This window comes from Scleromatobacter humisilvae, assembly GCF_023231945.1.
GTDB classification, from domain to species: domain Bacteria; phylum Pseudomonadota; class Gammaproteobacteria; order Burkholderiales; family Burkholderiaceae_C; genus Scleromatobacter; species Scleromatobacter humisilvae.
Map to the genome: position 1 here is coordinate 1,215,921 of NZ_JAJLJH010000001.1, position 25,003 is coordinate 1,240,923.

The window sequence follows — 25,003 nt, forward strand, 5'->3', positions numbered from 1 at the left end:
GACCCGGGGCTCGTGGTGACACCGCAATCGTGCTTCATGATCGTCGCGACGATCGCGCCCGCGCGCGAGGCGGGCTTGCGCGAGCTGCTGCGATCCATGAACACGCAACCCGGCACCGCGGGTCCGATGAACCCGGTGCTGCCCTTCGGCGCGATCGACACGCTGCACTACGCGCGGCTCGTCATCGTCGACGATGCGATGCAGGCCGACCTGCGCGTCTGCGGCGTCACGCCCGCGCCGATCCCGACGCGTCTCGTGCTCATGGGCGATTGCGACGGCCCCGGCGCCGACTGCCTCGCGGCGATCGCGCGCGCCGCGGAGCCGGGTCTGCGCCGGCTCTTCGCGCACTGCGACGGATTCGAAGACGGCAGCGATGTGCTCGCGTGGATGCGTGCGCACGACGTCCCTGTGGCCGTCAATTTCATCTGCCGCCTGGGGCGCACCGTGCGCCGCGTGCGCGAGGACAACGTGCTCTGGCGCGTCCTCGCCGAACGCGTGCCGCGCGGTCCGATCGAGGCCCCGGGCGATGCGCAGCGGCGTTGCCGGGCCCTGATCGACTACGTCGAGGCCGAGCGGCGCGCCGGCCGTCTCGTGCTGACCGATGAAAGTCCGACGCCGCTGGCGTGGCAGATCGCCAACCTGTGCCATCTCGTCGCGCTGCCGCTCGCCGCGCTGTTGCTGGCACCGCTATGGCTGATCGCGTTGCCGTTCGCCATCGTGGCCCTGCGCCGGCTCGAGAAGACCGATCCCGAATACTGCCCGCGCCCCGATCCGGCTGCGCTGCGCGCGTTGCAGGATCTGGAGGACTTCGACGTGACGAATCAGTTCACCGCGATCGGCCCGGTCAAGCCCGGACGGTTCAGGCGCATGCTGGTGCAGCTGATCCTGGTCGCCATCGAGTACACCTGCCGGCACATCTTCCATCGCGGCTACCTGGCGCGCGTGCAGACCATCCACTTCGCGCGCTGGGTCGTCCTCGACGACGTGGCCCGAGTGTATTTCGCCAGCAACTACGACGGCGGCCATGAGGCCTACATGGACGACTTCATCAACAAGGTGGGCTGGGGCCTCAACCTCGTCTTCAGCAACGGCGTGGGCTGGCCGCGCACGTCGTGGCTGCTGTTCGGCGGCTCGAAGAAGGAGCCGGATTTCAAGCGCTACCAGCGCCGGCACCAGATCCCGACGCAGGTCTGGTACAAGGCCTACCCCGGCCTCACGCTGACCGACCTCGAGCGCGCCAGCCGCATCCGGGACGGCCTGCGCGATGCCGCCGACAGCGACGCCAGCGCGCTCGCCTGGCTGAGGCTGATATGACCACGCAGCAAGTCGATCTCGCCGATGTCCAGGGCCTGCTTCGCTACGGCTACAAGCATCACACCGAGTCCGTGTTCCTGGCGTTGCGCGTGCGCGATCGCGCGGCCGCGCGCGCGTGGCTCGCGCAGGCGCCGGTCGCGAACGCCCTGCCGCAGAAGGCCTTGCCTGCGACCGTCCTGCAGGTCGCGCTCGGCGCCGAAGGCCTGGCGGCGCTGGGCGTGGCCGACGATGTCGCCGCGGCGTTCTCGCCGGAGTTCGTCTCGGGTCTCGCCGGCCTGCCCGAGCGCTCGCGCCGGCTCGGCGACACGGGCGCGAACGACCCGGCCGACTGGGCGTGGGGCAGTGGCCCGCGGACGGCGCACGTGTTGCTGCTGCTCTATGCGCTGCCCGGGTTGCTCGAAGCCTTCGAGGCCATGATCCAGTCGCAATGCGCCGCAGCCTTCGACGTCGTCGCGCGTCTCACCACCATCGACATGGGCGGCATCGAGCCCTTCGGCTTCACCGACGGCATCTCGCAGCCGGAGGTCGACTGGGACGGCACGCGCCGCATGGGCGACGAGGACAAGGTGCTCCGATACGGCAACGAGGCCTGCCTCGGCGAGTTCGTTCTTGGCTACCGCAACGAGTACGGTCTCTACACCGACAGGCCGCTGCTGGATCCGCAACGCGATCCGCAAGGCCTGCTTCCGCGCGCCGAAGACCACCCCGACCAGGCCGACCTCGGCCGCAACGGCAGCTACCTGGTGCTGCGACAGCTCGAGCAGGACGTCGACGGCTTCCGGCGCTGGATCGCCGACGCCACGCACGGCGATGCGACCGAAGGCGAGCTGCTCGCGGCCGCGATGGTGGGCCGCACGAAGACCGGCGAGCCGCTCGCCGGCTGCGGCGATCGCGGCCTGAACCGCTTCGACTACGACGCCGATCCCGACGGCCTGCGCTGCCCGCTCGGCGCGCACGTGCGGCGCGCCAACCCGCGCACGGCGGACATGCCCGCCGGCACCGGCGGCCTGGTCTCGCAGCTCGTGCGCACGCTCGGCTTCGATGCGACGGCGCGGCGCCACGATCTCGTCGCCTCGGCCCGTCTTCACCGGCTGCTGCGCCGCGGCCGCGAATACAGCGTGGACGGCGCGACGCGCCAGGGCCTGCACTTCGTCGCGCTCAACGCCAACATCGCGCGCCAGTTCGAGTTCGTGCAGACGGCCTGGATCGCGTCGGCGCATTTCGACGGGCTCAGCGGCGAGGTGGATCCGCTGCTCGGCACGCGGTCGTCCTCGTCCGCCAGCGGCACCGCCGATGCCTTCTCGCGTCCGAGCGACGACCAGCCGAACCGCCGCGAGACCGGCCTGCCGCAGTTCGTCACGGTGCGCGGCGGCGGCTATTTCTTCCTGCCCGGCCTGCGCGCGCTGCGCTATCTCCTGGAGTGACGCGATGACCCCGAACTCGAACGCCAGCCGCCCGGTGCCGCCCGCCAACACCGGCTCGTGGCTGAAGAACGTGTTCTCCGACACGACGCTGAAGCTGCTGCAGCTCGAACGCCGCATCGATCCCCTCTTGCGGCCGGCCTTCGATGCGCTGCTTCGCGACGCGATCGCCGCCTTCGTCTCGGACATGATCAATCGCCGGCGCCCGCGCGACGACCTGAGGCTCGCCGAGGAGCGTCTGCTGCCCGACGAGGACGCGCTGACCGATTCGGTGATCGAGACCTTCCGCGCCCAGATGAGCGGCCTGTGGAAGCCGGGCGGCTTCGAGCGCGGCGGCAACACGAAGACGCAGGGCGTTCTGCGCGCCGAATTCATCGTCCACGACGGGCTGCCGGAACATCTGCGCCACGGCGTCTTCGCGCAGCCGCGCCGCTGGCCGGCATGGGTGCGCTTCTCCGGCCCCGGCCCGTACGTGACGCCGGACATCGACGACGTCGGCTTCATGAGCATCAGCATCAAGCTGATGGGGGTGCCCGGCCCGAAGCTGATGGACGAGGAGAAGTTCACGCAAGACATGTTCGGCGTGTCGACGCCGACCTTCGTGACGCAGGACATCCGCTCCAACGCGCACCTGCAGAAGGCGAGCCTGCAGAACGCGTCGATCTTCCACTTCCTCAACTTCACCGACCCGCACGTGCTGGACCTCATCATGCAGGGCCTGTGGACGAAGACCCAGTCCAGCCCGTTCGAGGCGCCGTACTTCAGCTGCGTCCCGTACCTGCTGGGCCCCGCGCAGGCCATGCAGTATTCCGTGTGGCCGACGACGGCCCGGCGCACGCCCATTCCGCGCCTGCCGCTGCGCCCGCCCGACGACTACCTGCGCCAGGCGATGGCGAAGGCGCTGCGGGAGGGCGACGTCGACCTCGACTTCCGCATCCAGCTGCAGACCGACCCGTGGCGCATGCCGATCGAGAACAACGGCGTGCTGTGGCCGGAGAAGCTGTCGCCGCGCATCCCGGTGGCGACGATCCGTCTTCCGAAACAGACCTTCGACTCGCCGGCGCAGATCGCGTTCGCGCGGAGGCTCTCGTACAACCCATGGCATTGCATCGCCGAGCATCGGCCGCTGGGCAACCAGAGCCGCGCGCGCAAGAGGATGTACTGGGAACTGGCCAGGCTGCGCCACGAGATGAACGCCGTGCCCCACTTCGAGCCGGACGGCTCCGAGACCTTCGACCAGGCGGCGTAGGCCCACGCCGCCCGGGCCGCCTTCAGTCCCGCGACGGGAAGACGCCTTGCAAGGCGATGAAGCACTCGACCGTGAGCGTCGGCGGGGCGATCGGCACCGGCAGGTTGCCGCCGGCCGGCGACGTCGTCTCCGGTGCCATGGCGATCGTGCCCGGACCCGGGGCATAGAGCGTCGTGCGAGCCTTGCTCGCCGGCACGCCGTTGGCGGGCGAGACCTGGGTCGCGTCGCTGCTGGAGCCCAGCGGCGTCACGCTGTGCGTGTGGGCCGGCATCTGGGAGCTCGTGAGCGTCACCGTCTCGTGGCCCTCCTGGGCGCCCTCGACGTGCGGGCTCAGGCCCGGGCCCTGTCCGTCGTGCAGCAGCGCGCGGCCGCGCATGTCGGGCAAGGCGAAATTGCTGGTGCCGTTGCCACCATACGTCGTGCCCAGCAGCGAGAACAGCGCCGTGTTCTGCGCGATCGACAGCAGCTGTCCGTCGAGGCGCGCCCAGCCCCGCGGCGCAAAGGTGAAGCCGGCGCACATGATCTGACCGAGGAACGGCTCGGCCTGGGCATGGGCGGCCTGCAACGGCGCCAGGGACGCGACGGCCACGGCGGCCAGGCCGAACAGACGCGAGCGAGCGAAGGTCATGATGTTGCTTTCATTGACGGGTGGAGGAAGCGCCTGCGCGCCGGCGTGCGAGGACGCCCAGCAGGCCGAGGCCGGCCAGCAGCGATGCCGCGACGCCGGGCTCCGGCACCGTGGACGTGGCCGCCACGGCGCTGGTGATGTCGTCGGCGCTGAACGGAAGGAACGCGCCCCCGGAGGGCACGCCGGTGATCGTGATCGAGCCGAAGCCCGCGCTGTCCACCAGCCCGAGGAAGTAGGCCTTGCCGTCGACGAGGTCCAGCGGCGTCGCGCCGTTGAACACGCTGGCCGACGCCGTCGACAGCTCGAGATCGCCCGGCTCGGCGTCGTTGCCGGCGATCAGGTAGAGGCCGGCGGCGGTCACGCTGCGGCCGAACGAGATCGTGAAGCTGTCGCCGAGATAGAACGCGGTGTCGGGGTTGTCGAGCCCGAGGTAGTTGGTGCCGGAAGTGGTGCCGAAGGTGCTCGACACCTGCAGCATCTGCCCGGCGATGGCGTAGGTGAAGACCAGGCCGCCGGTGCCCGTGCCGGACGCGAAGGTGGTGCCGCTGGGCACGCTCTCGAAGTCGACGGTCTGCACGCCCGACAGCCCTGCGATGGCCGCGGCGAAATCGGACTCCGACTGGTAGCCGGTCGCCGCCGCCCGGGATGCGGCAGACAGGGCCAGCAGTGTCGCGAGGACGGCAAGCTTGCCGTGGAAGTTGCGTTGCATGGGTCCTCCGATGCCACCAGGCACGAAGGCGATTCTGCGCCGCGATCCGGTCTGGCCGGACCGCCCAACCTAGGGGGCCTTCAATCGCGCCGATCGCTGCGCCGCAGACGGTACCAGACCTCGACGTCGTCCTTCATCTCGCCACGCGTCCAGCCCTGCGCGGCGTAGAAGCGGTCGGCGCGCGTGTTCGCCTCGGTGCCCAGGCGGATCTCGTCGTGGCCGATCTCGAACAGCCAGGCGACGGCGAACCGCAGCAGTTGCTTGCCGGCACCGAGGCCCTCGCGTCCGGGATCGACGAACAGCGCCCAGATCGAACCGTCGCGCGCGGCGTACGAGAAGCCCACGATCTCGCCGGCGAGTTCCGCGACCCAGGCGCGGCCGAGGCGATCGAGGTAGTCGCTGCACATCGCGTGCGTGACGCTCGACGGATTCGACAACTTGTTCTCGTTCACGCTCAGCCGCAGGCGCATCATCGTCGCGATGTCGGCCTCGACGGCCCGGCGAAACGTCAACACGCTCACGCCCGGCCCTTCGCCGGCGCCGCGGTCGACCCGCGCACGATCACCTCGTGCGGCAGCACGCGCACCGGCGCGGGGGCGTCGGCGTCGAACCTGGCGTCGCCGGCGAGCAGCATCTGCACCGCCGCCATCGCCATCTCGGCGAGCGGCTGGCGCACCGTCGTCAGCGGCGGCCAGACGAGCGAAGCCGCGTCCGAATCGTCGAAGCCGACGATGGCGACGTCGCCGGGCACCGCGATGCCGCGGCGCTGCGCCTCGGTGAGCGCGCCGAGGGCCATGAAGTCGTTGGCCGCGAAGATGGCCGTCGGGGGCTCGGGCAGCGCGAACAGCCTGCGCGCCGCCTCGACGCCGGACTCGAACTGGAACGTGCCCGGCACGATCCGCGACGGATCGGGCAAGAGGCGGTGCGCCTTCAACGCGCGCTCGTAGCCCTCGCGCCGGCGCTGGCTCGCCGCCTGGTTGCCCTCGATGAACGCGATCGACTTGTGGCCGAGGCTGATCAGCAGGTTGGTGAGCTCCTCGGCCGCAAGGGCGTCGTCCATGCGCACGCTGGCCATGCCGTGGCCCTCGCCGGCCGGCGAGATCAGCACGCAGGGCGTGCGCTGGGCACGCAGCGTCTCGAGGATGGCCGGGTTGTCGCACAGCGGCGGCGTCAGGATCATGCCGTCGGGGCGCAGCGCGGCGAGCATGGACTCGATCTGCGCCTGCACGTCGGCGCCATTCTCCTGCAGCGACTCGACCACCAGGTGGCGCCCGGCCTCGCGGCAACCCAGCGTCGCGCCCTGCTGCACGCCGGCGACGAAGGCCGCGCTCGGGTCGTAGTAAAGCAGGCCGATGAGGAAGGACTTGGCGCCGGCCAGGCTGCGCGCGGAGAGTTGGGGCCGGTAGTTCAGCGCGGCGACAGCTTCCTGGACACGGGCCCGCGTGTCGGCATGCACCGTGGGCTCCTTGTTCATCACGCGCGAGACCGTCTTGATCGAGACGCCGGCCTGGCGCGCCACGTCGATGATCGTCGGCGGTGCGCCCGCTCTCTTGTTCACTGTTCACCCTCTCGCTCGTTTCAGCTGCGCCCGGGGATTGTGTCGACCCGGCGCAGATCGTCTTGTTCTCGTCAGTCTAATGTTTCCCTTTTGAAAATCTGCCGCGAACCATGGGATTTGCTCTAACCGAATTCCAAGGTTCGCGGCAGCATCCGAGCCTGCGTCGCAATTCCGCCGCACGAGACAAAACGATACACGGCGATACGGCGGTGAAAGCATGCCGGCGCCCCGATGCACGTTAATGAGAGCGTGGCGAAGCGAAATGTTGATCGCCACGTCACCCCAAACCAAGGAATGAAATCATGAAGACCTGGCTGAAGCGCACTCTCACGGGTGTGGCAGTCTCCACCGCCCTGCTGGGCACCGTTGCGGCCTACTCGCAAGGCACGGGCTTCCATCACGGCCCGCCGTCGTCCGAGCAGATCGCCCAGCACGAGCAGATGATGCTCACCCACATCGGCAAGAAGCTCAACCTCGATGCCAACCAGGCCGCCAAGCTCAAGGTGCTGGGCGACCTGCTCTTCGCGCAGCACACGCCGCCCGCGGCCGGCACGCCCAACCCGCACGCCGCGCTGATCGCCGGCAACACCTTCGACCGCGCCGGCGCGACGACGCTGCTGAACCAGCACGTCGCCAAGATGCAGGCCAACGGCCCGGCGATGATCAACGCCTTCGGCGACTTCTTCGACAGCCTCAGCGCCACGCAGCAAGCGCAGGTTCGCGAGATGGCCGCGCATCACCACGGCCTGATGATGTTCGGCATGGGTGGCCCCGAAGGCATGCACGGCCACCACGGCCCGCATGGCGCGTCGGCCCCGACCGGCAACTGACGTTCGACGCGCGGGCGGCGCATGCATTGATCCCGTCAGGTCGGGCGTGTCGATCGCGGCGCCGCCCGCACGCCCTCGCCTTGCCAGGCCCGCCTACGCGCGGCCGCTCCGGAGGGCGCGGGCCCGAGCCCCCCGGGGGCGGCGAGCGGAGCGAGCCCAGGCCGTCATCTACCATCGCCGCATGCGCCGCCTCCTGATGATCGACGACGACGCGCTGCTCGCCGCACCGCTCGCCACCTACTTCCGTCGCTTCGACTACGAACTCGACAGCGCCGTCACGCCCAGCGAGGGCCTGGCCAAGCTGCGCGCGAACGCCTACGACGCGGCGATCCTCGACGTGATGCTGCCCGAGATGGACGGCTTCGAGCTGTGCCGCACGATCCGGCGCGAGTCCGACATCCCCATCGTGATGCTCACCGCGCGCGGCGACGTGATGGACCGCATCGTCGGCCTCGAGATCGGCGCCGACGACTACATCCCCAAGCCGTTCGAGCCGCGCGAGCTGCTCACGCGCATCCAGACCATCCTGCGCCGCGCGCGCGCGCCGGCCGCGACGCCGCAGAGCCGCCTCGAGTTCGACGGCCTCTCGATCGACCTCGAGCGGCGCCAGGTGCTGCGCCAGGGCGAGCCGGTCGAGCTCACCGGCACCGAATTCGAGCTGCTCGCGATGCTCGCCAAGGCGCCTCAGAAGGTGTTCCATCGCGACGAGATCCTCAACCGGCTGCGCGGCCAGGACGCCGATCTCTACACGCGCGCCGTCGACATCCTCGTCAGCCGGCTGCGCAAGAAGCTCGAGCCGCTGGACTGCATCAAGACACTGCGCAACGCGGGCTACGCATTCGCGGGCGGCCACGCATGAACGCGACTCCGCCCTCGCGCTGGAGCGTCCGCTTTCCGTCGCTGGGCGCGCGGCTGGTCGGGCTGTTCCTCGTGCTGGCCATCGCGGTGGCGGTCACCTTCATGCTGGGCATGCACGTCGTGCAGGCGACGGGCTGGCACGAGACGCTGCGGCCGCTGGTGCTGAACTACACGGACACGCTGGTCGCCGAGATCGGCTCGCCGCCCGACGTCGAACGCGCACGGGTGCTGGCGCAGCGCCTGCCGCTTCGCATCCGCATCGACGGCCCGGACATCAACTGGGACTCGGCCGACGAGCCGCCGCCGCCGCCGCCGGCCGAGGACGGCCATCCGCGGCCGCCGCATCGTCCGGTGGTCACGCTGCCCAACGGCGACCCGCTGCCGCTGGTGGTGCCGGAGCCGCGTGCGCCGCGCTCCGCGCCGGAGCACATGCCGCCCGGCGCGCCGGGCCCGCACGTCGGCGGGCGCGGCCTGCCCTACCGCATGGCGCTGCCCACGGACATCGATCCGACCCACTGGCGCGTCGTGCGCCGCCTGCCGGACGGCCACCGCATCGTTTTCAGCCTGGCCGATACCTCGCACGAGCAGCGCGCCGAGCACATCGGCTGGGCCACGCTGGGCCTGCTGCTGCTGCTCACCGCGTTCGCCTATGCCGGGGTGCGCCACATGCTCCATCCGCTGGTGGCACTGCGCGAGGGCGCCGTGCGCTACGGCCAGGGCGACTTCTCGCAGCCCATCGCGCCGCGCAACCGCGACGAGCTGGGCGACCTGGCCGAACAGATCAACGCCATGGCCGCGCGCCTGCACCACATGCTCGACGCCAAGCGCCAGCTGCTGCTGGCCATCAGCCACGAGCTGCGCTCGCCGCTGGCGCGCGCCCGCATGAACACCGAGCTGCTCGACGAAAGCGGCGAGCGCACGGCGTTGCTGCGCGATCTCGGCGAGATGCGCGACCTCATCACCGACCTGCTCGAAAGCGAGCGCCTGGCCGACGTGCAGGCCGGCGGCCACGCCGTGCTGCAGACGGAGTCGTCGACGCTGTCGGACATCATCCACGCGCAATGCGACGCGCAGGCCGCCGCCGGCACGGTCACGCTGCAGCTCGACGACACGCTGCCCGCGCTGCTGCTGGACCGCGCCCGCATGCGGTTGCTGCTGCGCAACCTCGTCGACAACGCACTGCGGCACGGCGGCGAGTCGGGGCAGCCGCCGCGGGTGTCGACCACGGGCGACGCGCAGTCGGTGGCGCTGGCGGTGCGCGACTTCGGCCCGGGCATGGACGACAGCCAGCTGCAGCACGCGGCCGAGGCGTTCTACCGCGCCGACGCCGCGCGCCTGCGCAGCACCGGCGGCGTCGGCCTGGGCCTGTACCTGTGCAAGCTGGTGGCCGAGGCGCACGGCGGCACGCTGGCGCTGCGCAACGCGCATCCGGGCCTCGAGATCACCGTCACGCTGCCAGTGTCTGTCGCCCAAGGCTGAGCGCGGGCGCGCGTCTTGCCTCATCATCGAAAACGCGGCCTCCGGCGGGTCGCAAGGAGACCTCGATGAGCAAGATTTCAATTCTGCTGGCCGCGTCCCTCGTGGCGCTGGCCGGCGGCGTCCATGCGGCCGACGACCCGGCCACGGCGGCCAAGAAGAGCAGCCTGGCCGCGTCCGCCAACACGCAGCTGCGGCAGGCCGACGTGCCTTCGGTCAGGACGGATCCGAACGGCGCGCAGAGCGTGAAGGCCCAGGCCGACGCCGACATGGCCGCGCGCGCGGCGCGCGACAAGGGGCCGCGCCTGGTGGTCAAGCGCGAGAACCTCAAGGGGAACCAGGCCGCGCGCGCGATGGAGCAACGCGCCAATCCCAACACGATCGACCACGACATCGCGTACGGCGACAAGGATCACACCGAGCAGGTCACCGACATCAAGGTGCAGCTGAAGAAGTGATCAGATCCGCGTGGTCAGCGCGAGCCACGCGTCGGGCAGGCGGTCGTTGACCCAGGCCTCGATCGCGTGGTCGCCGCCGCTGAGGATCAGCACGCCCACGAGCAGCAGCAGCGCGCCCATCGCGCGCTTGGCGCTGCCCGCGTGCGCGAGCACCCACGCGCGCACGCGCCCGAAGCCGGCGCGCGACGCGTAGGCCGCGCCCACCAGCGGCAACGCCGCGCCGATGCCGAACAGGCCCAGCAGGAACGCGCCGCGCGCGGCGCCGCAGGCGGTGGCCACCAGCGCCAGCGTCGAGCCCAGCAACGGGCCGGCGCACGGGCTCCAGACCAGTCCCAGCAAGCCGCCCAGCGCGAACGCGCCCGCCAGCGCGCCGCCGTCGACCCTCGACGTCGCGGCATTGGCGGACGACGCGAGCGGCGTCATCAGGCTCGAGAAGCGTCGTTCGAGCGGCGGCACCAGCATCACGACGCCGAAGGCGATCAGCAGCCACGCACCGACATGGCGGACGTCGTCGGGCGCCAGCGACAGCGCGCCGCCCAGGCCGCCCACCAGCAGGCCGATCAGCGTGAACGTGATGGCCATGCCCAGCCCCATCGCGACCGGCGCGGCGCGATGGCGCTGCACCGCGCCGCCGACGATCACCGGCAGCAGCGGGAATACGCACGGCGACAGCGTCGTCAACGCGCCGGCGGCGACGCTCAGCGCGGGTTGGGCGAAGCCGGGCATCTCAGATCGCGCTCTGCAGCGTGGCCTTCAACTTTGCCGGATCGGTCTCGCCGGTCGATCGGCTGCGCTCGGTCGCGCCGTGGAAGACGATCAGCGTCGACTGCGCCGTCACGTGCATCTGCTTCTCGAGCGCCTTCTCCTGGTCGTAGTCGACCTCCATCAGCGTCACCTTGAGCGACGGGTCGGCCTTGAGCGCGTCGAAGGCCTTGTCCTGCGCGCGGCAGGTCGGGCACCAGCTGGCATGGAAAAGCAGCACCAGCGGCTCGCCGGCCTTCTGCGCCGCAGCGAGCGCCGACGGCGTGTACGGCGCGACGGTCAGCGCCTGCGACAGCGACGAGGCCAGCAGCAGGAACGCGGCAAACGCGAAACGGGTCAGGGACATCATGGAACGAACTCCGGAAATTCTGGGAAGGCGGGCCGCCATCACGCTGGCGGTGGCATGCCGCATCGTGGCATGCTTGCCTGGCTTCGTCGCCGGCACGGTTGAAACCTTACATGCCGCCCGCAGGTAATCTGGCGCGGGCTGTCAGGAATCTCGCCGTCCGGCTCGTCGATTGCTGCAGGTGCAGCATCGCGCCCGTCCGGGCGCCCCTGTGCGCCAAGGAATCCGCCATGAAGTCCCGTTCGTCCGCCCTTCTCCACGCCAATCCGTTCCTGTTGTGGAGTTCACTCGGCGTCAAGACGCTCCAGATGTCCACGGCCGCGGCGCAGGTCATCGCGATCCGCACGACGCGCATGGCCACGCACGGCCTGAACCCGAACGCCGCGGATCGCCGCGAGATGACGCTGATGGGCGCCGAGAAGGTCGACGCCTTCTCGCGCGCCGGCCAGGCCCTGGCCACGGGCGCGATCCCGCTGGTGGCGGGCATGGCCGGCCAGGCGCTGCGCACCAGCATGGACCTGATGAACGCCTCCGCGCACCTGGCCGCGAGCCGCACGATCCCGCAGACGATGGCGCGCCAGCGCAAGCTGGCCGACACGCTGATGCGCGGCGCGCCGGACTCGAAGGCGACTGCGCGGCTGGCGCATCGCGCGCTCGCTCCGGTGCACCAGAAGGCGACGGCCAACGCCAGGCGCCTCACGAAGAAAGCCCGCTGAACACGGAGACAGCCCCACCCATGGACTTCAAGGACTACTACAGCGCGCTGGGCGTCGCCCGCGACGCCAGCGACGACGACATCCGCAAGGCCTACCGCAAGCTGGCCCGCAAGTACCACCCCGACGTCAGCAAGGAAGCCGACGCCGACGCGAAGATGCGCGAGATCAACGAAGCGCGCGACGTCCTGCAGGACAAGGAAAAGCGCGCGGCCTACGACCAGCTCGCCGACCACGTCGCCCGCGGCGGCAGCCCCGACGGCGGCTTCCGCCAGCCGCCGCCCGGCTGGGACGAGGGCTTCGAGTTCCACCGCGGCCCGAACGCGGGGCCGGCCGACCATGCCGACTTCAGCGAGTTCTTCTCGTCGATCTTCGGCAATCGCGGCGGCATGGGCGGCGGCACCCAGCGCGGCCCGTACCGCGAGCGCGGCGAGGATCACCACGCCGCCATCGAGATCTCGCTGGAAGACGCGCTGCACGGCGCCGAGCGCCAGCTCTCGCTGCGCGCGCAGGAGATCGACGAGCAGGGCCGGCCGCACCTGGTCAACCGCACGCTGGACGTCAAGATCCCGGCCGGCGTGCGCCCCGGCCAATACATCCGGCTCGCCGGCCAGGGCCTGCCCGGCCACGGCGGCGAAGCCGCGGGCGACCTGTACCTCGAGGTGCGCATCGCGCCGCACAAGCTGTACCGCATCGAGGGCCACGACCTCTACATGACGCTGCCCGTCACGCCCACCGAGGCCGCGCTCGGCGCGCACGTGACGGTGCCCACGCCCGCGGGCGCGCAGGTCGACGTCACGATCCCCAAGGGCGCGCGCAGCGGCATGAAGCTGCGCCTGAAGGAGCGCGGGCTTCCGGGCAAGACGCCGGGCCACCTGTACCTGCTGCTCGAGATCGCACTGCCGCCGGCCGACTCCGACGCCGCGCGCGCCGCCTACGAGGCGCTGGCCAAGGCCACGCCGTCGTTCAATCCGCGCCAGAACCTGGGAGGCTGAGATGCGCGCCGTCACAACCACCGTCATCGATGCCGCGCCGCTGACCGTGCGCGAACTGGCCCGCGCCGTCGGCGCCGAGGATCAATGGGTCGTCCGCCTCGTCGAGGTCGAGATCCTGCACGTCGACACGCCCGCCGAGCCGCCGGAGCGCTGGCACTTCCGCAGCGCGGACCTGCAACGCGCGCTCGCCGCGCGCCGCCTGGAGCGCGACTTCGGCGCGAACCTCGACACCGCGGCGCTGATCCTCGACCTGCAGTCCGAGCTGCGGCGCCTGCGCGCAGTGATGGGCGCGCACGGGCTCGGGTGAGTCGCCAGCGCGCGGGCGTGCGCTCGACCAGCCCCGGCGGCGCGCGCAGGGTCTGCGGGCCGACGGGTTTCATGGGCGCAGGATAGATCGCTAGACTCGGTCACCATCCGATCCGACCGGAGTCCACGCCATGCGCCGTCCCCTCGTCGCCCTTGCCCTGACATCGCTCGCCGGCCTCGCGTCCGCCGAGCCGCCCGACGCGCTCAAGCCCATGGCCTTCCTCGCGGGCCACTGCTGGAAGGGCACGCTGGCGGACGGCAAGAAGACCGACGAGCACTGCTTCGCGTGGATGTACGGCGGCCAGGTGCTGCGCGACACCCACACCGTGCGCGGCGCCGACCAGGCCGTCTTCACCGGCGAGACCACCTACTACGTCGACACCGCCGCCAAGCGCGTCGCGTTCCTCTACATCGAGAACACCGGCGGCTTCAGCACGGGCAGCGTCGAGAACGGCCCGGAGGCGCTGCTGTTTCCGGATGGCCGCTACACGTCCGACGGCAAGACGATGACCTACCGCGCACGCTGGACGCGCCACGGCGACGAGGCCTACGAGACGTGGAGCGAGGCGCAGACGCCCAAGGGGTGGGCGACGATGTTCAAGGTGATGATGAAGCGGACCGACTGACACGCGGACGGCCGAGCCGGCGCCTGGAATCGTCCCCGGCTCGCTAGCCCGCGCGTCCGAGCTCGCGCAGCCGCGGCGCGTGCTGCTCGATCCAGTGCGGCAACTGGTCGTGCGGCAGCGCCGGCGACACCAGGAAGCCCTGGCCGACGCCGCAGCCGAAGTCGCGCACGAGCTGCCAGTCGGCCGGCGTCTCGATGCCCTCGGCCACCGTCACGAGCCCTAGCTGGCGCGACATGTCGAGCGCCGACTGCAGGATCACGCGCAGGTTGGTGCGCTCGTGCGCGCCGTGCACGAAGGCACGGTCGATCTTGAGTTCGCTGAACGGGATGCGCGCCAGCTGCTGCATCGACGAAAAGCCGGTGCCGTAGTCGTCGATCGACAGCCCGAAGCCCTTCAGGCGCAGGCGCGCGAGCACGCCGAGTGCCACGCCCATGCAGTCGACGACGGAGCTCTCGGTGATCTCCAGCACGACCTGGCGTGCCTCGAGGCCGTGTTCGTCGAGCAGCGCGGAAAGCTCGCGCACCAGCGCCGGCTCCTCCAGCAGCCGCGGCGACAGGTTGACCGCCATCGACAGCCGCAGCCCCGCCGCGTTCCAGCGCGCCGCGACGCCGAAGGCCTGGCGCAGCACCGACATCGTCAGCGCGTGGATCAGGCCCTCGCGCTCGGCCAGCGCGACGAAATGGTCGGGGCGGAGCTCCCCCAGGCGCGGATGCGTCCAGCGCGCCAGCGCCTCGACGCCGCAGACGACGCCCTTGGCCATGTCGACCTTGGGCTGGTAGTGCACCGCGATCGCACCGGACGCGATGGCCTGCGCCAGCTCGCCCGGGTCCACGGCGGCCGGCGGCGTGCTGCTGGCCACCACGTCCGGCGCCTGTTGCCGGCGGTTCCAGCCCTCGAGCGCCGCGGCGAGCGACTCGCGTTGCAGCGGCTTGCGGATGCCGGCCACCACCGGCACGCCGAGGTTGCGCGCCATCGTCTCGACGCTGTCGATCAGCACCACCTCGCGGCTGGAGACGACGATCAGCGGGATGGCCAGCGCCCGCTCGTGCAGCAGCTCGATCAGCTCGACGCCGTCCATCACCGGCATCTCGAGGTCGATGATGGCGACGTCGGGCGGCAGCACCAGCAGCGACAGCAGCTCCAGCGCCTCGGCGCCGCTGCCGGCCTCGTAGATCATCTCCACGCCCAGCTCGCGGCACAGCGCGACGACCTGCATGCGCTGCACGATGTTGTCGTCGACGATCAGCAGCGATGCGACGGCCGGGGGGGCACCTGGCGGGACCATGCCCCAGTGTGACTGGGGTTACAAAAGTTGCAAGTCGGGGGCTCTGGATGAGCGCACGGCAAGCCGCTCAGCCGCCGAACTCGGCGGCGGCGTCGTCTTCCCAGCTCTTCTGCACCGCCGCCCAGCCCTGGGCGCCCAGCTTCTCCAGCGTCTCCATGTTGCGCTCGAAGATGGCCTCGGCCTCGGGAAACGCCGCCACGGCGCGGTCGACGCTGTCCTCGCGCAGCAGGTGCAGCGTCGGGTACGGCGAGCGGTTGGTGGCGTTCGTGATGTCGTCGGGCTCGGTGTCGGCGAACTGGAAGCGCGGATGGAAGCTCGCGACCTGCAGCACGCCGTCGAGGTCGAGATCCTCGACGGCGGCGTCGGCGAGCTCGAGGAAGTCGTTGAAGTCCTCGAAGTCGGCGAATACCCGTGGGTGTATGACCATCGTCGTGTCGACGACGGCCGGGTCGGTGTCGGCCAGGCGCTGCAGCTCGACGACCAGCGTGGCCAGCAGCGTCTCGGCGTCGGTGGCGTCGCTGAAGACGTAGCGGATCTGGTCCTTGACGTCGACGGCGCGCGCGAACGGGCACAGGTTCAGGCCGATCACGGCGCGGCGCACCCAGGCGCGCGTCTCTGCGATGGCCAGCGCGGCGGGCACGCCGTCGGGCGAGGCGTCGGCGGTGTTGAGGGGGTCGGTCATGCGCGGACTCCTTCGCGTTCGAACACGAGCATCAGGTTGTTGGCCGGCATCGCGACGCGCTCGCGCAGGCGCAGGCCCGCGTGACGCGCGTGCGCGACGGCGTCCGCGAGCCGGCGGATGCCCCAGCTGGGGTCGCGCGTCTTCAGCCACGCGTCGAACTCGACGTTGCTGGGCGTGAGCGGCTCGTCGTCGAGGATGTAGGGGCCGTAGGTGACGAGCACGCCCGCGGGCGCGAGATGGCGGCCGGCGCCCTGCATCAATCCGGGCAGCGTGGCTGGCGGCGAGGCGTGGATCATGTTGGCGCAGGTGATCGCGTCGAACGCGCCGGCAACGGGCCACGCGGGCGCGCAGACGTCCAGTTGCAGCGGCGGCAGCACGTTGGCGAGCGGGCCGGTGCCCGCCGCGGATGACGGCGACTCGGCGAGGTCGGCCTCGTCCAGCACGCTCCACGCTGCGATCGAGGGCAGCGACGCCGCCGCGAATTCGGTCGGCTGCCACGTCCAGCCCGGCAGGTGGCGCGCGAACCAGGACACGTGCTGGCCGCTGCCGCTGGCGATCTCCAGCGCGCGGCCGGACGGCGGCAGCACGCGGCGCAGCACGTCCAGGATGGGTTGGCGGTTGCGTTCGGCGGCGGGGCTGGACAAGCGGACGGTGTCGGTCATTGCGTTCATCTTAGGTCGGTTCGCCGACAATGCGGAATGACCTCTGCCACTTCGTTCAGCACGCTCGCGCTGCCGCCCGCCGTCCTCGCCAACCTGACCCAGCTGGGTTACCTGGAGATGACGCCCATCCAGGCCGCGGCGCTTCCCGTGGCGCTCGCCGGCCACGACCTGCTCGCGCAGGCCAAGACCGGCAGCGGCAAGACCGCCGCGTTCGCCCTCGCGATGCTGGACAAGCTCAACCCGCGCCACTTCGGCGTCCAGTGCCTGGTGCTGTGTCCCACGCGCGAGCTCGCCGAGCAGGTGGCCGTCGAGACGCGCCGGCTGGCGCGCGCCGAGGAGAACATCAAGGTGCTGACGGTCGTGGGCGGCGTGCCGGTGCGCAACCAGCTCGCGAGCCTGGAGCACGGCGCGCACGTCATCGTCGGCACGCCCGGCCGCGTGATGGACCTGCTCGAGCGCGAGGCGCTCGACCTGTCCGGCCTGAAGACGCTGGTGCTGGACGAGGCCGACCGCATGCTGGACATGGGCTTCGTCGACGACATCAAGGCCGTCGCGAGCGCCTGCCCGAAGACGCGCCAGACGCTGCTGTTCTCGGCGACCTACCCCGAGGGCATCGCCAGGCTGAGCCAGCAGTTCATGCGCAATCCGCAGACGGTCAAGGTCGAATCGCGCCACGACGCCGCGCAGATCCGCCAGCTCTGGTACGAGGTCAGGCCCACCGAGCGCCTGCACGCCGTCGGCCGCCTGCTGCGCCACTACCAGCCGGCCTCGACGATCGCGTTCTGCAACACCAGGCAGCAATGCCGCGACCTCGTCGACGTGCTCACCGCCGAAGGCATCCAGGCCATCGCGCTGCACGGCGACCTCGAGCAGCGCGACCGCGACCAGGTGCTGATCCAGTTCGCCAACCGCAGCTGCTCGGTGCTCGTCGCCACCGACGTCGCCGCGCGCGGCCTGGACATCGCCAAGCTCGAGTGCGTGGTCAACGTCGACGTGACCTACGAGACCGAGCAGCACATCCACCGCATCGGCCGCACCGGCCGCGCCGGCGAGGAAGGGCTCGCGCTCAACCTTGCGAGCCTGGAGGAGATGGGCCGCGTCGGCAACATCGAGGTGCTGCAGGGTGCCGCGACGAAGTGGCACACGCTTGACGAACTCGACGCGGGCTCCGACAAGCCGCTCGTCGCGCCGATGGTGACGCTGCAGATCCTCGGCGGCCGCAAGGAAAAGATCCGCCCCGGCGACGTGCTGGGCGCGCTGACCAAGGACATGGGCTTCGACGGCGCGCAGATCGGCAAGATCAACGTGACGGAGATGTCGACCTACGTCGCGGTCGAACGCGCGATCGCGGACAAGGCGCTGGCCAGGCTGAATTCGGGCCTCGTCAAGGGCAAGCGCGTGCGCGCCCGCCGCATCGAGGGCATCACCGAGTAGGTTTCACTCGTCGGCGATGAGCCGGCGGCCGAACGAGACGACCTCGTCCTGCGCATAGCCGATGGCCTTGTAGAACGCGATCACCGACGCGTTGCTGGTGCGGATCTGCAGGTTGATCTTCGGGCAGCCCGCGGCTTCCAGCAGCCGCTCGGCCTCGCGCATGAGCGCGCGCGCATGGCCTTTCTTGCGATGCTCGGGCGCGACCGCGAGGTAGTTGATCCAGCCGCGATGGCCGTCGTAGCCGATCATGATGGAGGCCATCACGGCGTCGTCCTCGGTGCCGACCAGGAACCACTCGCGCTGCACCGATCGCTTGCGTTCGATGTCCTTGCGCGGGTCGTTCCACGACCGCGTGAGGCCGGCGGCCTCCCACAAGGCGATGACGGCGGCTTCATCGGAATCGAGGAAGGGGCGGACCTGCATGGCGAACCCGGTGGAGTTGGCGCACCATCGTACAGTGGCCGCCGTGCGTTCCACTTCTCGTTCCGCGAAGCGTCGCTTCGACCCGGCCAGCGTCCTCGTGCTCGGCGCGTTCGCGCTGCTGCTCGCGTTCGTCGCGCTGACCCGCGGCGTGCCGCGCTGGGCCGCGCTGCTGTACCTCGGCGCGAGCGTGCTCAGCTTCGCGCTCTACGCAGTCGACAAGGCCGCCGCGATCGACAAGCGTGACCGCATCCCCGAATCGGTGCTGCTGTGGCTGGGCTTGGCCGGCGGCTGGCCGGGCGCGATCGTGGCGCAGCAGGTGCTGCGGCACAAGACGGCGAAGTGGACGTTCCGGCTGCGGTTCTGGCTGTCGGTGGTGGCGAACGTGGCGTTGTTCGCCTGGTTCGCGCTGCCCCGCCTGTTCGGCCGCTGAGTTCAGCGCGCGCGCAGCAGGTCGTGGTACGCGCCGGTGACCAGGCTGTCCTGCGAGATCCCGAGCCGCGCCATCAGCGCATGCGCCTCGCGCACGCCGTCCTCGGCCGATTCGCCGTCGGCCAGCACGACCTCCAGCTCCATGAAGTCGCCCAGGCCCTGCACGCGATCGAGGTGCACGCGCGTGCGGCCCACGAGGAACAGCGTGCGGTGCTTGACGACGCGGCCTTCCTGCCCGTTGGCCAGCGTCAGCGCCTCGCGCAGCGTGTCGGGCGAGGCGGTCGGCGACAGCACGTAGAACGAGACCTTGGGGCCGTCGGCGTCGGGCCGGCGATAGAAGATCAGCTCGCCGTGGCCGTCCTCGAACACGCGCAGCTTCAGGCGGCCGTTGTCGCAGCGGAAGAAGGTGTCGTCCTGCGGGATCGCGACCGGCCCGCTGTCGGCGATCGCCGCAGTGCGCACGGCGAGCGCGTCCATGTCGGCGACGCGCGCCTTGATCTCGATGTTGCGGGCCATGCCGTCGCGCTCCTCTCGTCCGGGAGCGCGACGTTATCAGAGCGTCACTCGTCCTTGCCGCGGATCGCGCGGAACACGTACGCGCCGATCACGGCCCCGACGATGGGCGCGACCCAGAACAGCCACAGCTGCTCCAGCGCCGGCGCGCCCGCGTAGATCGCGACACCGGTGCTGCGCGCCGGGTTGACCGACGTGTTGGTGACGGGAATGCTGACCAGGTGGATCAGCGTCAGCGCCAGGCCGATCGGGATCGGGGCGAACTGGCCGGGCGCGCGCGAGTCGGTGGCGCCGAGGATGACGACCAGGAACATCATCGTCATCACGACCTCGCACACCAGGCCGGCCATCATCGAGTAGCCGCCCGGCGAGCGCACGCCGTAGCCGTTGGACGCGAAGCCCTTGGCGACGTCGAAGCCCGGCGCGCCGCTGGCGATCACGTAGAGCACGCCGCCGGCGATGATCGCGCCGAAGACCTGGGCCACGATGTAGCCTGGCAGCTTGTCGCCCGGGAAGCGCCCGGCGGCCCACAGGCCCACCGACACCGCCGGGTTCAGGTGGCAGCCCGAGATGGGGCCGATCGCATAGGCCATCGTCAGCACCGTCAGGCCGAACGCCAGCGAGACGCCCAGCAGGCCGATGCCCACGCCCGGAAACGCCGCCGCGAGCACCGCGCTGCCGCAGCCGCCCAGCACCAACCAGAACGTGCCGAGGAACTCGGCGCCATATTGCTTCATGTCTGCTCCTCTTCGTGTGTCGCACCTGCCAGCTGAACGAGTGTCCGCTCGACCCGGGCGTTATACGCCTCGACTGCGACGAAGAGAAGAACGCCGCTGTCTCAGGGCTTGCAAAGGACGATGGTCACCAGCGCCGACGAATCCTCGAGGCCGACCAGGCCGTGAAGGACGCCGCCCTCCAGGTGCAGCAGCTGGCCGGCGCGCAGCTCCTGCGACACGCCGTCGACGCTGAAATCGATGCGTCCGTCCAGGCATTGCACCGTGATCTCGCCGGCCACGCGGTGTGGCGGAAACGCCTTGCCGGCCGGCAAGACGACACGCATCACCTCGAGCTGGTCGCTCTTGAACAGCGCGAACGACTTGGCCGAGGGCAGCGTTCCCTCGCTGGACAGGATGTCGACGATCTGTCCCGGGCTTGCGTGGGGAAGGGCCATGCGCGAAGTATGCGACGACGACGCCGGGGCTAGCGCAGGGGAAACACCGGGATGTCGCCGCTGGCCCGGCGGCCGATCTCGGCGCGCAGCGCGGCGATCGCCTGCGCGACCACGTCGGCGACGGCCGGCGAGGCGGCCATCGCGTCCTCGTCCATGTGCGCGCCCAGCAGCTCGACCGCGAACGATGCCTCGCCGACCAGCCCCGCCGACATCGTGCGCAGCGTCTCGCGCAGCGCGTCGTCCGCGTGATGCGCCCGCGGCGACACGTTGACGACGGCCACCGGCTTGTGGATGAAGGGCTCGAAGCTCACCAGCCAGTCGAGCGTGTTCTTGATCGTGCCGCTGATGCCGTGCGCGTATTCGGGGCTCGCGATCAGGATCGCGTCGGCCGCGTCCACCGCCAGGTGCAGCGCCTTGACAGCGCGCGGCAGTTCGCGGTCGTCGACGACGTTCTCGAGGTCGGGGTTGAACAGCGGCAGCCGGCCCAGCCAGTCGGCGACCTCGATGTCGGCGCCCGGCGCGGCGATGCGCGCGGCAGCCCGCAGCAGCGCGGCGTTGATCGAGGCGGCGCGCAGGCTGCCGCACAGTGCGAGGACGTTCAAGGGGCGGTTGTCGGACGATTGCATCCCCCCAAGTATGCGACGGGCGTCGCGAATCGTCTCCACCTAATGGTGCAGCGCAACAGAGACCGGGCCGGACGGATGGGCATGTTTCCAGTTTTCAGTACTTACTGAAACTTCGACATAAGATTCGCGCCATGGAACCCATGACGCCCCTCGTTCGCAGCTTCGTCGGCCACTTCGGGGAGATGGGCTCCCGCTGGGGCATCAACCGCACCGTCGGCCAGATCTACGCGCTGATCTTCGTGTCGCCGCAGGCGCTCAACGCCGACGAGATCGCGCAGGCGCTGGAGTTCTCGCGCTCCAACGTCAGCATGGGGCTGAAGGAGCTGCAGTCCTGGCGCCTCGTCAACCTGCACCACCTGCCCGGCGACCGGCGCGAGTATTTCGACGCCCCGACCGACGCGTGGGAGATCTTCCGCACCCTCGCCGAGGAGCGCCGGCGGCGCGAGATCGAGCCGACGCTGTCCATGCTGCGCAATGCGCTGATCGAGCCGGTGACCACGCCCGAGGACCGCGTCGCGCAGGACCGCATGCGCGGCATGCACGACCTGATCGAGCTGATGTCGACCTGGTTCGACGACGTCGAGCGCCTCGACTCGCGCACCCTGCAGCAGCTGATGAAGATGGGCTCCAAGGTGCAGCGCCTGCTCGAATTCGGCGGCAAGCTCAAGAAGCCGGCCGCTCCCCGATAACGCTCACAACCTGGCCTTTCAAGATGGATCCCCTGCTCCTGGCGCGCGCGCAGTTCGCAGCCAACATGAGCTTCCACATCCTGTTCCCCACGATCAGCATCGCGCTCGGCTGGACGCTGCTGTTCATGCGCCTGCGCTGGCTGAAGACGCACGACGACGCGTGGCTCGCGGCCTACCGCTTCTGGACCAAGGTGTTCGCGCTGTCGTTCGCGCTGGGCGTGGTCAGCGGCATCACGATGAGCTTCCAGTTCGGCACCAACTGGCCGGGCTACATGGAGCGCGTCGGCGACATCGCCGGCCCGCTGCTGGGCTACGAGGTGCTGACCGCGTTCTTCCTCGAGGCGAGCTTCCTGGGCATCATGCTGTTCGGGCACGGGCGCGTCAGCGAACGCGTCCACCTGGTCTCGACCTTCCTCGTCGCCTTCGGCACCACGATCAGCGCGTTCTGGATCCTCTGCCTCGATTCGTGGATGCAGACGCCCGTGGGCTACGAGATCGTCGATGGCGTCTTCCACGTGACGAGCTGGCCGGCGATCCTGACCAACCCGTCGTTCCCGTACCGGCTCGCGCACATGCTGATCGCATCGGCGCTGACGGTGTCGTTCCTGCTCGCGGGCCTCAGCGCGTGGCAGGTCCTGCGCGGCAAGACGAACGCGTCGACCCCGAAGGCGATGCGCCTGGGCCTCACGCTGGCGGCCGTGCTGGTGCCGATCCAGATCCTCGTGGGCGACGCGCACGGCCTCAACACGCTGGAACACCAGCCGCAGAAGATCGCCGCGATGGAAGGCGTGTGGCACACCGAGAAGGGCGCGCCGCTGCTGCTGTTCGCGTGGCCGAACGAGCGCGAGCAGCGCAACGAGCTCGCGATCGGCGTGCCGCGCGGCGCCAGCCTGATCCTGCGCCATGATCCGGACGCCGAGATCCGCGGCCTCGACGAATTCCCCGACGCGCATCCGCCGGTCAAGCCGCTGTTCTTCGGCTTCCGGGTGATGGTGGGCACCGGGATGCTGATGCTGCTGTCGGCGTGGCTGGGCCTGTGGCTGCTGCGCCGCCGCGGCTGGGCGCCCGCCGCGCTGCCGCGCCCGGTGCTGCGCCTGCTCGCCGCGATGACGTTCTCGGGCTGGCTGGCGACGCTGGCCGGCTGGTACGTCACCGAGATCGGGCGCCAGCCCTTCATCGTCTACGGCCTGGTGCGCACGGCGGAAGTCGCGTCCAGGGTGCCGCCGGGCAAGATCGCGGCCTCGTTCGCGCTATACCTCGCACTGTATGGCACGCTGATCGTCGCCTACGTCGGCGTCGTGCGCTACATGGCCGGCAAGCCGCCCGAACAGGCGCCGGCGACACCCCAGAGCGGCGAGGCCGTGGCCGACGTCGTGGGAGCCGCATCGTGAGCTTCGACAACATGCTGCCGATCATCTTCATGGTGATCATGGGCCTGGCCATGCTGACCTACGTGGTGCTCGATGGCTACGACCTCGGCGTCGGCCTGCTGATGCCGCGCGCCACGCTGGCGCAGAAGGACACGATGATCGCCAGCATCGGCCCGTTCTGGGACGCCAACGAGACCTGGCTGGTGCTGGGCGTCGGCCTGCTGCTGATCGCGTTCCCGAAAGCGCACGGCATGGTGCTGGGCGCGCTCTACCTGCCGGTGGCCTTCATGTTGATCGGCCTGATCCTGCGCGGCGTCGCGTTCGACTTCCGCGTCAAGGCGCAGGACGTGCACAAGCGCGGCTGGAACCGCGCCTTCGCGGCGGGCTCGGCGCTGGCGTCGGTGTCGCAGGGCTGGATGCTGGGCCGCTACGTCACCGGGCTGCAGGACGGCTGGCGCTTCGACGCGTTCGCGGCCGTCATCGCCGTCACGCTGCCGGCCGCCTACGCGCTGCTGGGCGCGTGCTGGCTGATCCTGAAGACCGAGGACGAGTTGCAGGAGCGCGCGATCGGCTGGGCGAAGAAGGCGTGGCCGCTGGTGGTGCTGGGCATCGCGGCGATCTCGCTGGCGACGCCGCTGGTCAGCGCCACGGTGCGCGAGCGCTGGTTCCAGATGCCCGAGTTCATCGCGCTGCTGCCCATCCCGCTGACCAGCGCCATCGCGCTGCTGGGGCTGCGCGGCCTGCTGAACTCGCACCGCATCCGCGGCAAGCTGTGCGGGTTGCCGTTCGCGCTGCTGGTGCTGGTGTTCGTGCTCGGCTTCTTCGGCCTCGCCTACAGCATCTACCCGTTCGTCGTGATCGACCAGCTGACGATCTGGCAGGCCGCCAGCAGCCCCGCGGCGCTGAAGGTGATCCTGGCCGGCGTCGCGGTGGCGGTGCCGGCGATCGCGGCGTACACCGTGCTGGCGTACCGCGTCTTTGGCGGCAAGGCCACCGCGCTCAGCTACGCCTGATCGCCGGCTACTGGCTCGGGCACGTCGAGCCCGGGCCGGCGATGCGCGCGAACACGGTCTGCGACTGGTCGGCCTCGATCGTCGTGAAGTGCCCGGGCGAGACGTCGACCATCCGATTGACGTCGGCTGCGAAGCCCTGCGACGAATCGCGCCAGGTGATCTGCTCGTCGGCGACGCGCCAGGTGCCATGGAAATTGAGATGGTCGCCGGCTTCGGAGTTGGGCGCCATCAGGTAGGTGCCGTCGGCATGCAGCTCGATGCAGCGCATCACCGGGCCGCGCGTCGAGGTCCAGACGCCCGCCATGTCCGACGGCACGTCCGCCGGCGGCGCGACGGGTGCGGGCGCGGGCGCCGCCGCGGGCACGTGCCGGGAACAGGCGTGCAGCAACGCGCAAAGCAGCAGCAGGGACGCGGCGCGCAGGAACAGTGGCGGGGGCAAGGCGGGTCTCCGTCGGAC

General features: G+C 70.5%; 31 protein-coding genes. 16 read left to right on the forward strand and 15 right to left on the reverse strand.

The window, feature by feature from the left end:
- Window positions 1-15: 15 nt before the first annotated feature.
- The 3 genes from LPC04_RS05820 to LPC04_RS05830 are packed head-to-tail and all read left to right on the forward strand — an operon-like array spanning window position 16 to window position 3,984.
- Window positions 16-1,314: a hypothetical protein gene (locus LPC04_RS05820; RefSeq protein ID WP_275681237.1), complete on the forward strand. Its 1,299-nt coding sequence runs from the start codon at window positions 16-18 to the stop codon at window positions 1,312-1,314.
- On the forward strand, window positions 1,311-2,738 hold the full coding sequence (locus tag LPC04_RS05825; RefSeq protein ID WP_275681238.1) for a Dyp-type peroxidase: 1,428 nt from the start codon (window positions 1,311-1,313) through the stop codon (window positions 2,736-2,738). Before LPC04_RS05820 ends, LPC04_RS05825 begins: the two co-directional genes overlap by 4 nt.
- 4 nt (window positions 2,739-2,742) lie before the next feature.
- Window positions 2,743-3,984, forward strand: a complete 1,242-nt coding sequence (locus tag LPC04_RS05830; protein ID WP_275681239.1) for a catalase family protein — start codon at window positions 2,743-2,745, stop codon at window positions 3,982-3,984.
- Between the two features lie 22 nt (window positions 3,985-4,006).
- Here the strand turns inward: LPC04_RS05830 and LPC04_RS05835 are convergent, their stop codons facing one another.
- The 4 genes from LPC04_RS05835 to LPC04_RS05850 form a co-directional block, all read right to left on the reverse strand.
- Entirely contained in the window at window positions 4,007-4,612 is a 606-nt protein-coding gene (locus LPC04_RS05835) for a phage tail protein (RefSeq protein ID WP_275681240.1), read from the reverse strand.
- 10 nt (window positions 4,613-4,622) lie between these two features.
- Complete coding sequence (locus tag LPC04_RS05840; RefSeq protein ID WP_275681241.1) at window positions 4,623-5,321, reverse strand: PEP-CTERM sorting domain-containing protein; 699 nt, start codon at window positions 5,319-5,321, stop codon at window positions 4,623-4,625.
- Window positions 5,322-5,401: 80 nt separating this feature from the next.
- The gene (locus LPC04_RS05845) at window positions 5,402-5,842 is read right to left on the reverse strand and encodes a GNAT family N-acetyltransferase (RefSeq protein WP_275681242.1); all 441 of its coding nucleotides are present in this window, start codon (window positions 5,840-5,842) and stop codon (window positions 5,402-5,404) included.
- Window positions 5,839-6,879 carry a LacI family DNA-binding transcriptional regulator gene (locus LPC04_RS05850; RefSeq protein WP_275681243.1) on the reverse strand — a complete coding sequence of 347 codons (1,041 nt, stop codon included), beginning with the start codon at window positions 6,877-6,879 and terminating at the stop codon, window positions 5,839-5,841. Before LPC04_RS05850 ends, LPC04_RS05845 begins: the two co-directional genes overlap by 4 nt.
- A gap of 302 nt (window positions 6,880-7,181) precedes the next feature.
- Here LPC04_RS05850 and LPC04_RS05855 point away from each other — a divergent pair, with 302 nt between their 5' ends.
- From LPC04_RS05855 to LPC04_RS05870, 4 genes are all read left to right on the forward strand, one after another.
- Window positions 7,182-7,709: a Spy/CpxP family protein refolding chaperone gene (locus LPC04_RS05855; protein ID WP_275681244.1), complete on the forward strand. Its 528-nt coding sequence runs from the start codon at window positions 7,182-7,184 to the stop codon at window positions 7,707-7,709.
- 181 nt (window positions 7,710-7,890) lie between these two features.
- Window positions 7,891-8,568 carry a response regulator transcription factor gene (locus tag LPC04_RS05860; protein ID WP_275681245.1) on the forward strand — a complete coding sequence of 226 codons (678 nt, stop codon included), beginning with the start codon at window positions 7,891-7,893 and terminating at the stop codon, window positions 8,566-8,568.
- Complete coding sequence (locus LPC04_RS05865; protein WP_275681246.1) at window positions 8,565-10,046, forward strand: HAMP domain-containing sensor histidine kinase; 1,482 nt, start codon at window positions 8,565-8,567, stop codon at window positions 10,044-10,046. The genes LPC04_RS05860 and LPC04_RS05865 overlap by 4 nt, the downstream gene beginning before the upstream one ends.
- Before the next feature lie 65 nt (window positions 10,047-10,111).
- Window positions 10,112-10,501: a hypothetical protein gene (locus LPC04_RS05870; RefSeq protein WP_275681247.1), complete on the forward strand. Its 390-nt coding sequence runs from the start codon at window positions 10,112-10,114 to the stop codon at window positions 10,499-10,501.
- Here LPC04_RS05870 and LPC04_RS05875 read toward each other — a convergent pair whose 3' ends face one another.
- Both LPC04_RS05875 and LPC04_RS05880 read right to left on the reverse strand, forming a co-directional pair.
- Window positions 10,502-11,227, reverse strand: a complete 726-nt coding sequence (locus tag LPC04_RS05875) for a cytochrome c biogenesis CcdA family protein (protein ID WP_275681248.1) — start codon at window positions 11,225-11,227, stop codon at window positions 10,502-10,504. It lies immediately after the preceding gene.
- A 1-nt stretch (window position 11,228) separates the two neighbouring features.
- A complete protein-coding gene (locus tag LPC04_RS05880; protein WP_275681249.1) occupies window positions 11,229-11,612 on the reverse strand; it encodes a thioredoxin family protein in 384 nt (127 codons plus the stop codon).
- A gap of 227 nt (window positions 11,613-11,839) precedes the next feature.
- On the opposite strand from LPC04_RS05880, the gene LPC04_RS05885 reads away from it, so the two are divergent.
- The 4 genes from LPC04_RS05885 (at window position 11,840) to LPC04_RS05900 (ending at window position 14,249) form a co-directional block, all read left to right on the forward strand.
- Complete coding sequence (locus LPC04_RS05885; RefSeq protein WP_275681250.1) at window positions 11,840-12,325, forward strand: polyhydroxyalkanoate granule-associated phasin; 486 nt, start codon at window positions 11,840-11,842, stop codon at window positions 12,323-12,325.
- Between the two features lie 20 nt (window positions 12,326-12,345).
- Window positions 12,346-13,317, forward strand: a complete 972-nt coding sequence (locus LPC04_RS05890; RefSeq protein ID WP_275681251.1) for a DnaJ C-terminal domain-containing protein — start codon at window positions 12,346-12,348, stop codon at window positions 13,315-13,317.
- Window position 13,318: 1 nt separating this feature from the next.
- On the forward strand, window positions 13,319-13,624 hold the full coding sequence (locus tag LPC04_RS05895; protein WP_275681252.1) for a chaperone modulator CbpM: 306 nt from the start codon (window positions 13,319-13,321) through the stop codon (window positions 13,622-13,624).
- 130 nt (window positions 13,625-13,754) lie between these two features.
- Window positions 13,755-14,249: a hypothetical protein gene (locus tag LPC04_RS05900; protein WP_275681253.1), complete on the forward strand. Its 495-nt coding sequence runs from the start codon at window positions 13,755-13,757 to the stop codon at window positions 14,247-14,249.
- A gap of 43 nt (window positions 14,250-14,292) precedes the next feature.
- Here the strand turns inward: LPC04_RS05900 and LPC04_RS05905 are convergent, their stop codons facing one another.
- From LPC04_RS05905 to LPC04_RS05915, 3 genes are all read right to left on the reverse strand, one after another.
- The gene (locus tag LPC04_RS05905; protein WP_275681254.1) at window positions 14,293-15,534 is read right to left on the reverse strand and encodes an EAL domain-containing response regulator; all 1,242 of its coding nucleotides are present in this window, start codon (window positions 15,532-15,534) and stop codon (window positions 14,293-14,295) included.
- Between the two features lie 67 nt (window positions 15,535-15,601).
- Window positions 15,602-16,216, reverse strand: a complete 615-nt coding sequence (locus tag LPC04_RS05910) for a DUF1415 domain-containing protein (protein ID WP_275681255.1) — start codon at window positions 16,214-16,216, stop codon at window positions 15,602-15,604.
- The gene (locus tag LPC04_RS05915) at window positions 16,213-16,878 is read right to left on the reverse strand and encodes a DUF938 domain-containing protein (RefSeq protein ID WP_275681256.1); all 666 of its coding nucleotides are present in this window, start codon (window positions 16,876-16,878) and stop codon (window positions 16,213-16,215) included. Before LPC04_RS05915 ends, LPC04_RS05910 begins: the two co-directional genes overlap by 4 nt.
- Window positions 16,879-16,914: 36 nt before the next feature.
- Here LPC04_RS05915 and dbpA point away from each other — a divergent pair, with 36 nt between their 5' ends.
- Complete coding sequence (gene dbpA, locus LPC04_RS05920; RefSeq protein ID WP_275681257.1) at window positions 16,915-18,312, forward strand: ATP-dependent RNA helicase DbpA; 1,398 nt, start codon at window positions 16,915-16,917, stop codon at window positions 18,310-18,312.
- A 3-nt stretch (window positions 18,313-18,315) separates the two neighbouring features.
- Here the strand turns inward: dbpA and LPC04_RS05925 are convergent, their stop codons facing one another.
- Entirely contained in the window at window positions 18,316-18,735 is a 420-nt protein-coding gene (locus tag LPC04_RS05925; RefSeq protein ID WP_275681258.1) for a GNAT family acetyltransferase, read from the reverse strand.
- A 43-nt stretch (window positions 18,736-18,778) separates the two neighbouring features.
- Between LPC04_RS05925 and LPC04_RS05930 the strand changes: the two genes are divergently transcribed.
- On the forward strand, window positions 18,779-19,165 hold the full coding sequence (locus LPC04_RS05930; RefSeq protein ID WP_275681259.1) for a DUF1294 domain-containing protein: 387 nt from the start codon (window positions 18,779-18,781) through the stop codon (window positions 19,163-19,165).
- A 2-nt stretch (window positions 19,166-19,167) separates the two neighbouring features.
- On the opposite strand, the gene LPC04_RS05935 is transcribed toward LPC04_RS05930, so the two are convergent.
- From LPC04_RS05935 to LPC04_RS05950, 4 genes are all read right to left on the reverse strand, one after another.
- The gene (locus LPC04_RS05935) at window positions 19,168-19,680 is read right to left on the reverse strand and encodes a class IV adenylate cyclase (protein ID WP_275681260.1); all 513 of its coding nucleotides are present in this window, start codon (window positions 19,678-19,680) and stop codon (window positions 19,168-19,170) included.
- 44 nt (window positions 19,681-19,724) lie between these two features.
- On the reverse strand, window positions 19,725-20,414 hold the full coding sequence (gene aqpZ, locus LPC04_RS05940) for an aquaporin Z (protein WP_275681261.1): 690 nt from the start codon (window positions 20,412-20,414) through the stop codon (window positions 19,725-19,727).
- A 101-nt stretch (window positions 20,415-20,515) separates the two neighbouring features.
- Window positions 20,516-20,848 carry a cupin domain-containing protein gene (locus tag LPC04_RS05945; RefSeq protein WP_275681262.1) on the reverse strand — a complete coding sequence of 111 codons (333 nt, stop codon included), beginning with the start codon at window positions 20,846-20,848 and terminating at the stop codon, window positions 20,516-20,518.
- A 29-nt stretch (window positions 20,849-20,877) separates the two neighbouring features.
- Window positions 20,878-21,474, reverse strand: a complete 597-nt coding sequence (locus LPC04_RS05950; protein WP_275681263.1) for an NADPH-dependent FMN reductase — start codon at window positions 21,472-21,474, stop codon at window positions 20,878-20,880.
- A 131-nt stretch (window positions 21,475-21,605) separates the two neighbouring features.
- On the opposite strand from LPC04_RS05950, the gene LPC04_RS05955 reads away from it, so the two are divergent.
- The 3 genes from LPC04_RS05955 to LPC04_RS05965 are packed head-to-tail and all read left to right on the forward strand — an operon-like array spanning window position 21,606 to window position 24,546.
- On the forward strand, window positions 21,606-22,163 hold the full coding sequence (locus LPC04_RS05955) for a GbsR/MarR family transcriptional regulator (RefSeq protein WP_275681264.1): 558 nt from the start codon (window positions 21,606-21,608) through the stop codon (window positions 22,161-22,163).
- A 23-nt stretch (window positions 22,164-22,186) separates the two neighbouring features.
- Entirely contained in the window at window positions 22,187-23,554 is a 1,368-nt protein-coding gene (locus tag LPC04_RS05960; RefSeq protein WP_275681265.1) for a cytochrome ubiquinol oxidase subunit I, read from the forward strand.
- The gene (locus LPC04_RS05965) at window positions 23,551-24,546 is read left to right on the forward strand and encodes a cytochrome d ubiquinol oxidase subunit II (RefSeq protein WP_275681266.1); all 996 of its coding nucleotides are present in this window, start codon (window positions 23,551-23,553) and stop codon (window positions 24,544-24,546) included. Before LPC04_RS05960 ends, LPC04_RS05965 begins: the two co-directional genes overlap by 4 nt.
- Before the next feature lie 7 nt (window positions 24,547-24,553).
- On the opposite strand, the gene LPC04_RS05970 is transcribed toward LPC04_RS05965, so the two are convergent.
- Window positions 24,554-24,985: a hypothetical protein gene (locus tag LPC04_RS05970; protein ID WP_275681267.1), complete on the reverse strand. Its 432-nt coding sequence runs from the start codon at window positions 24,983-24,985 to the stop codon at window positions 24,554-24,556.
- Between the last annotated feature and the right edge of the window lie 18 nt (window positions 24,986-25,003).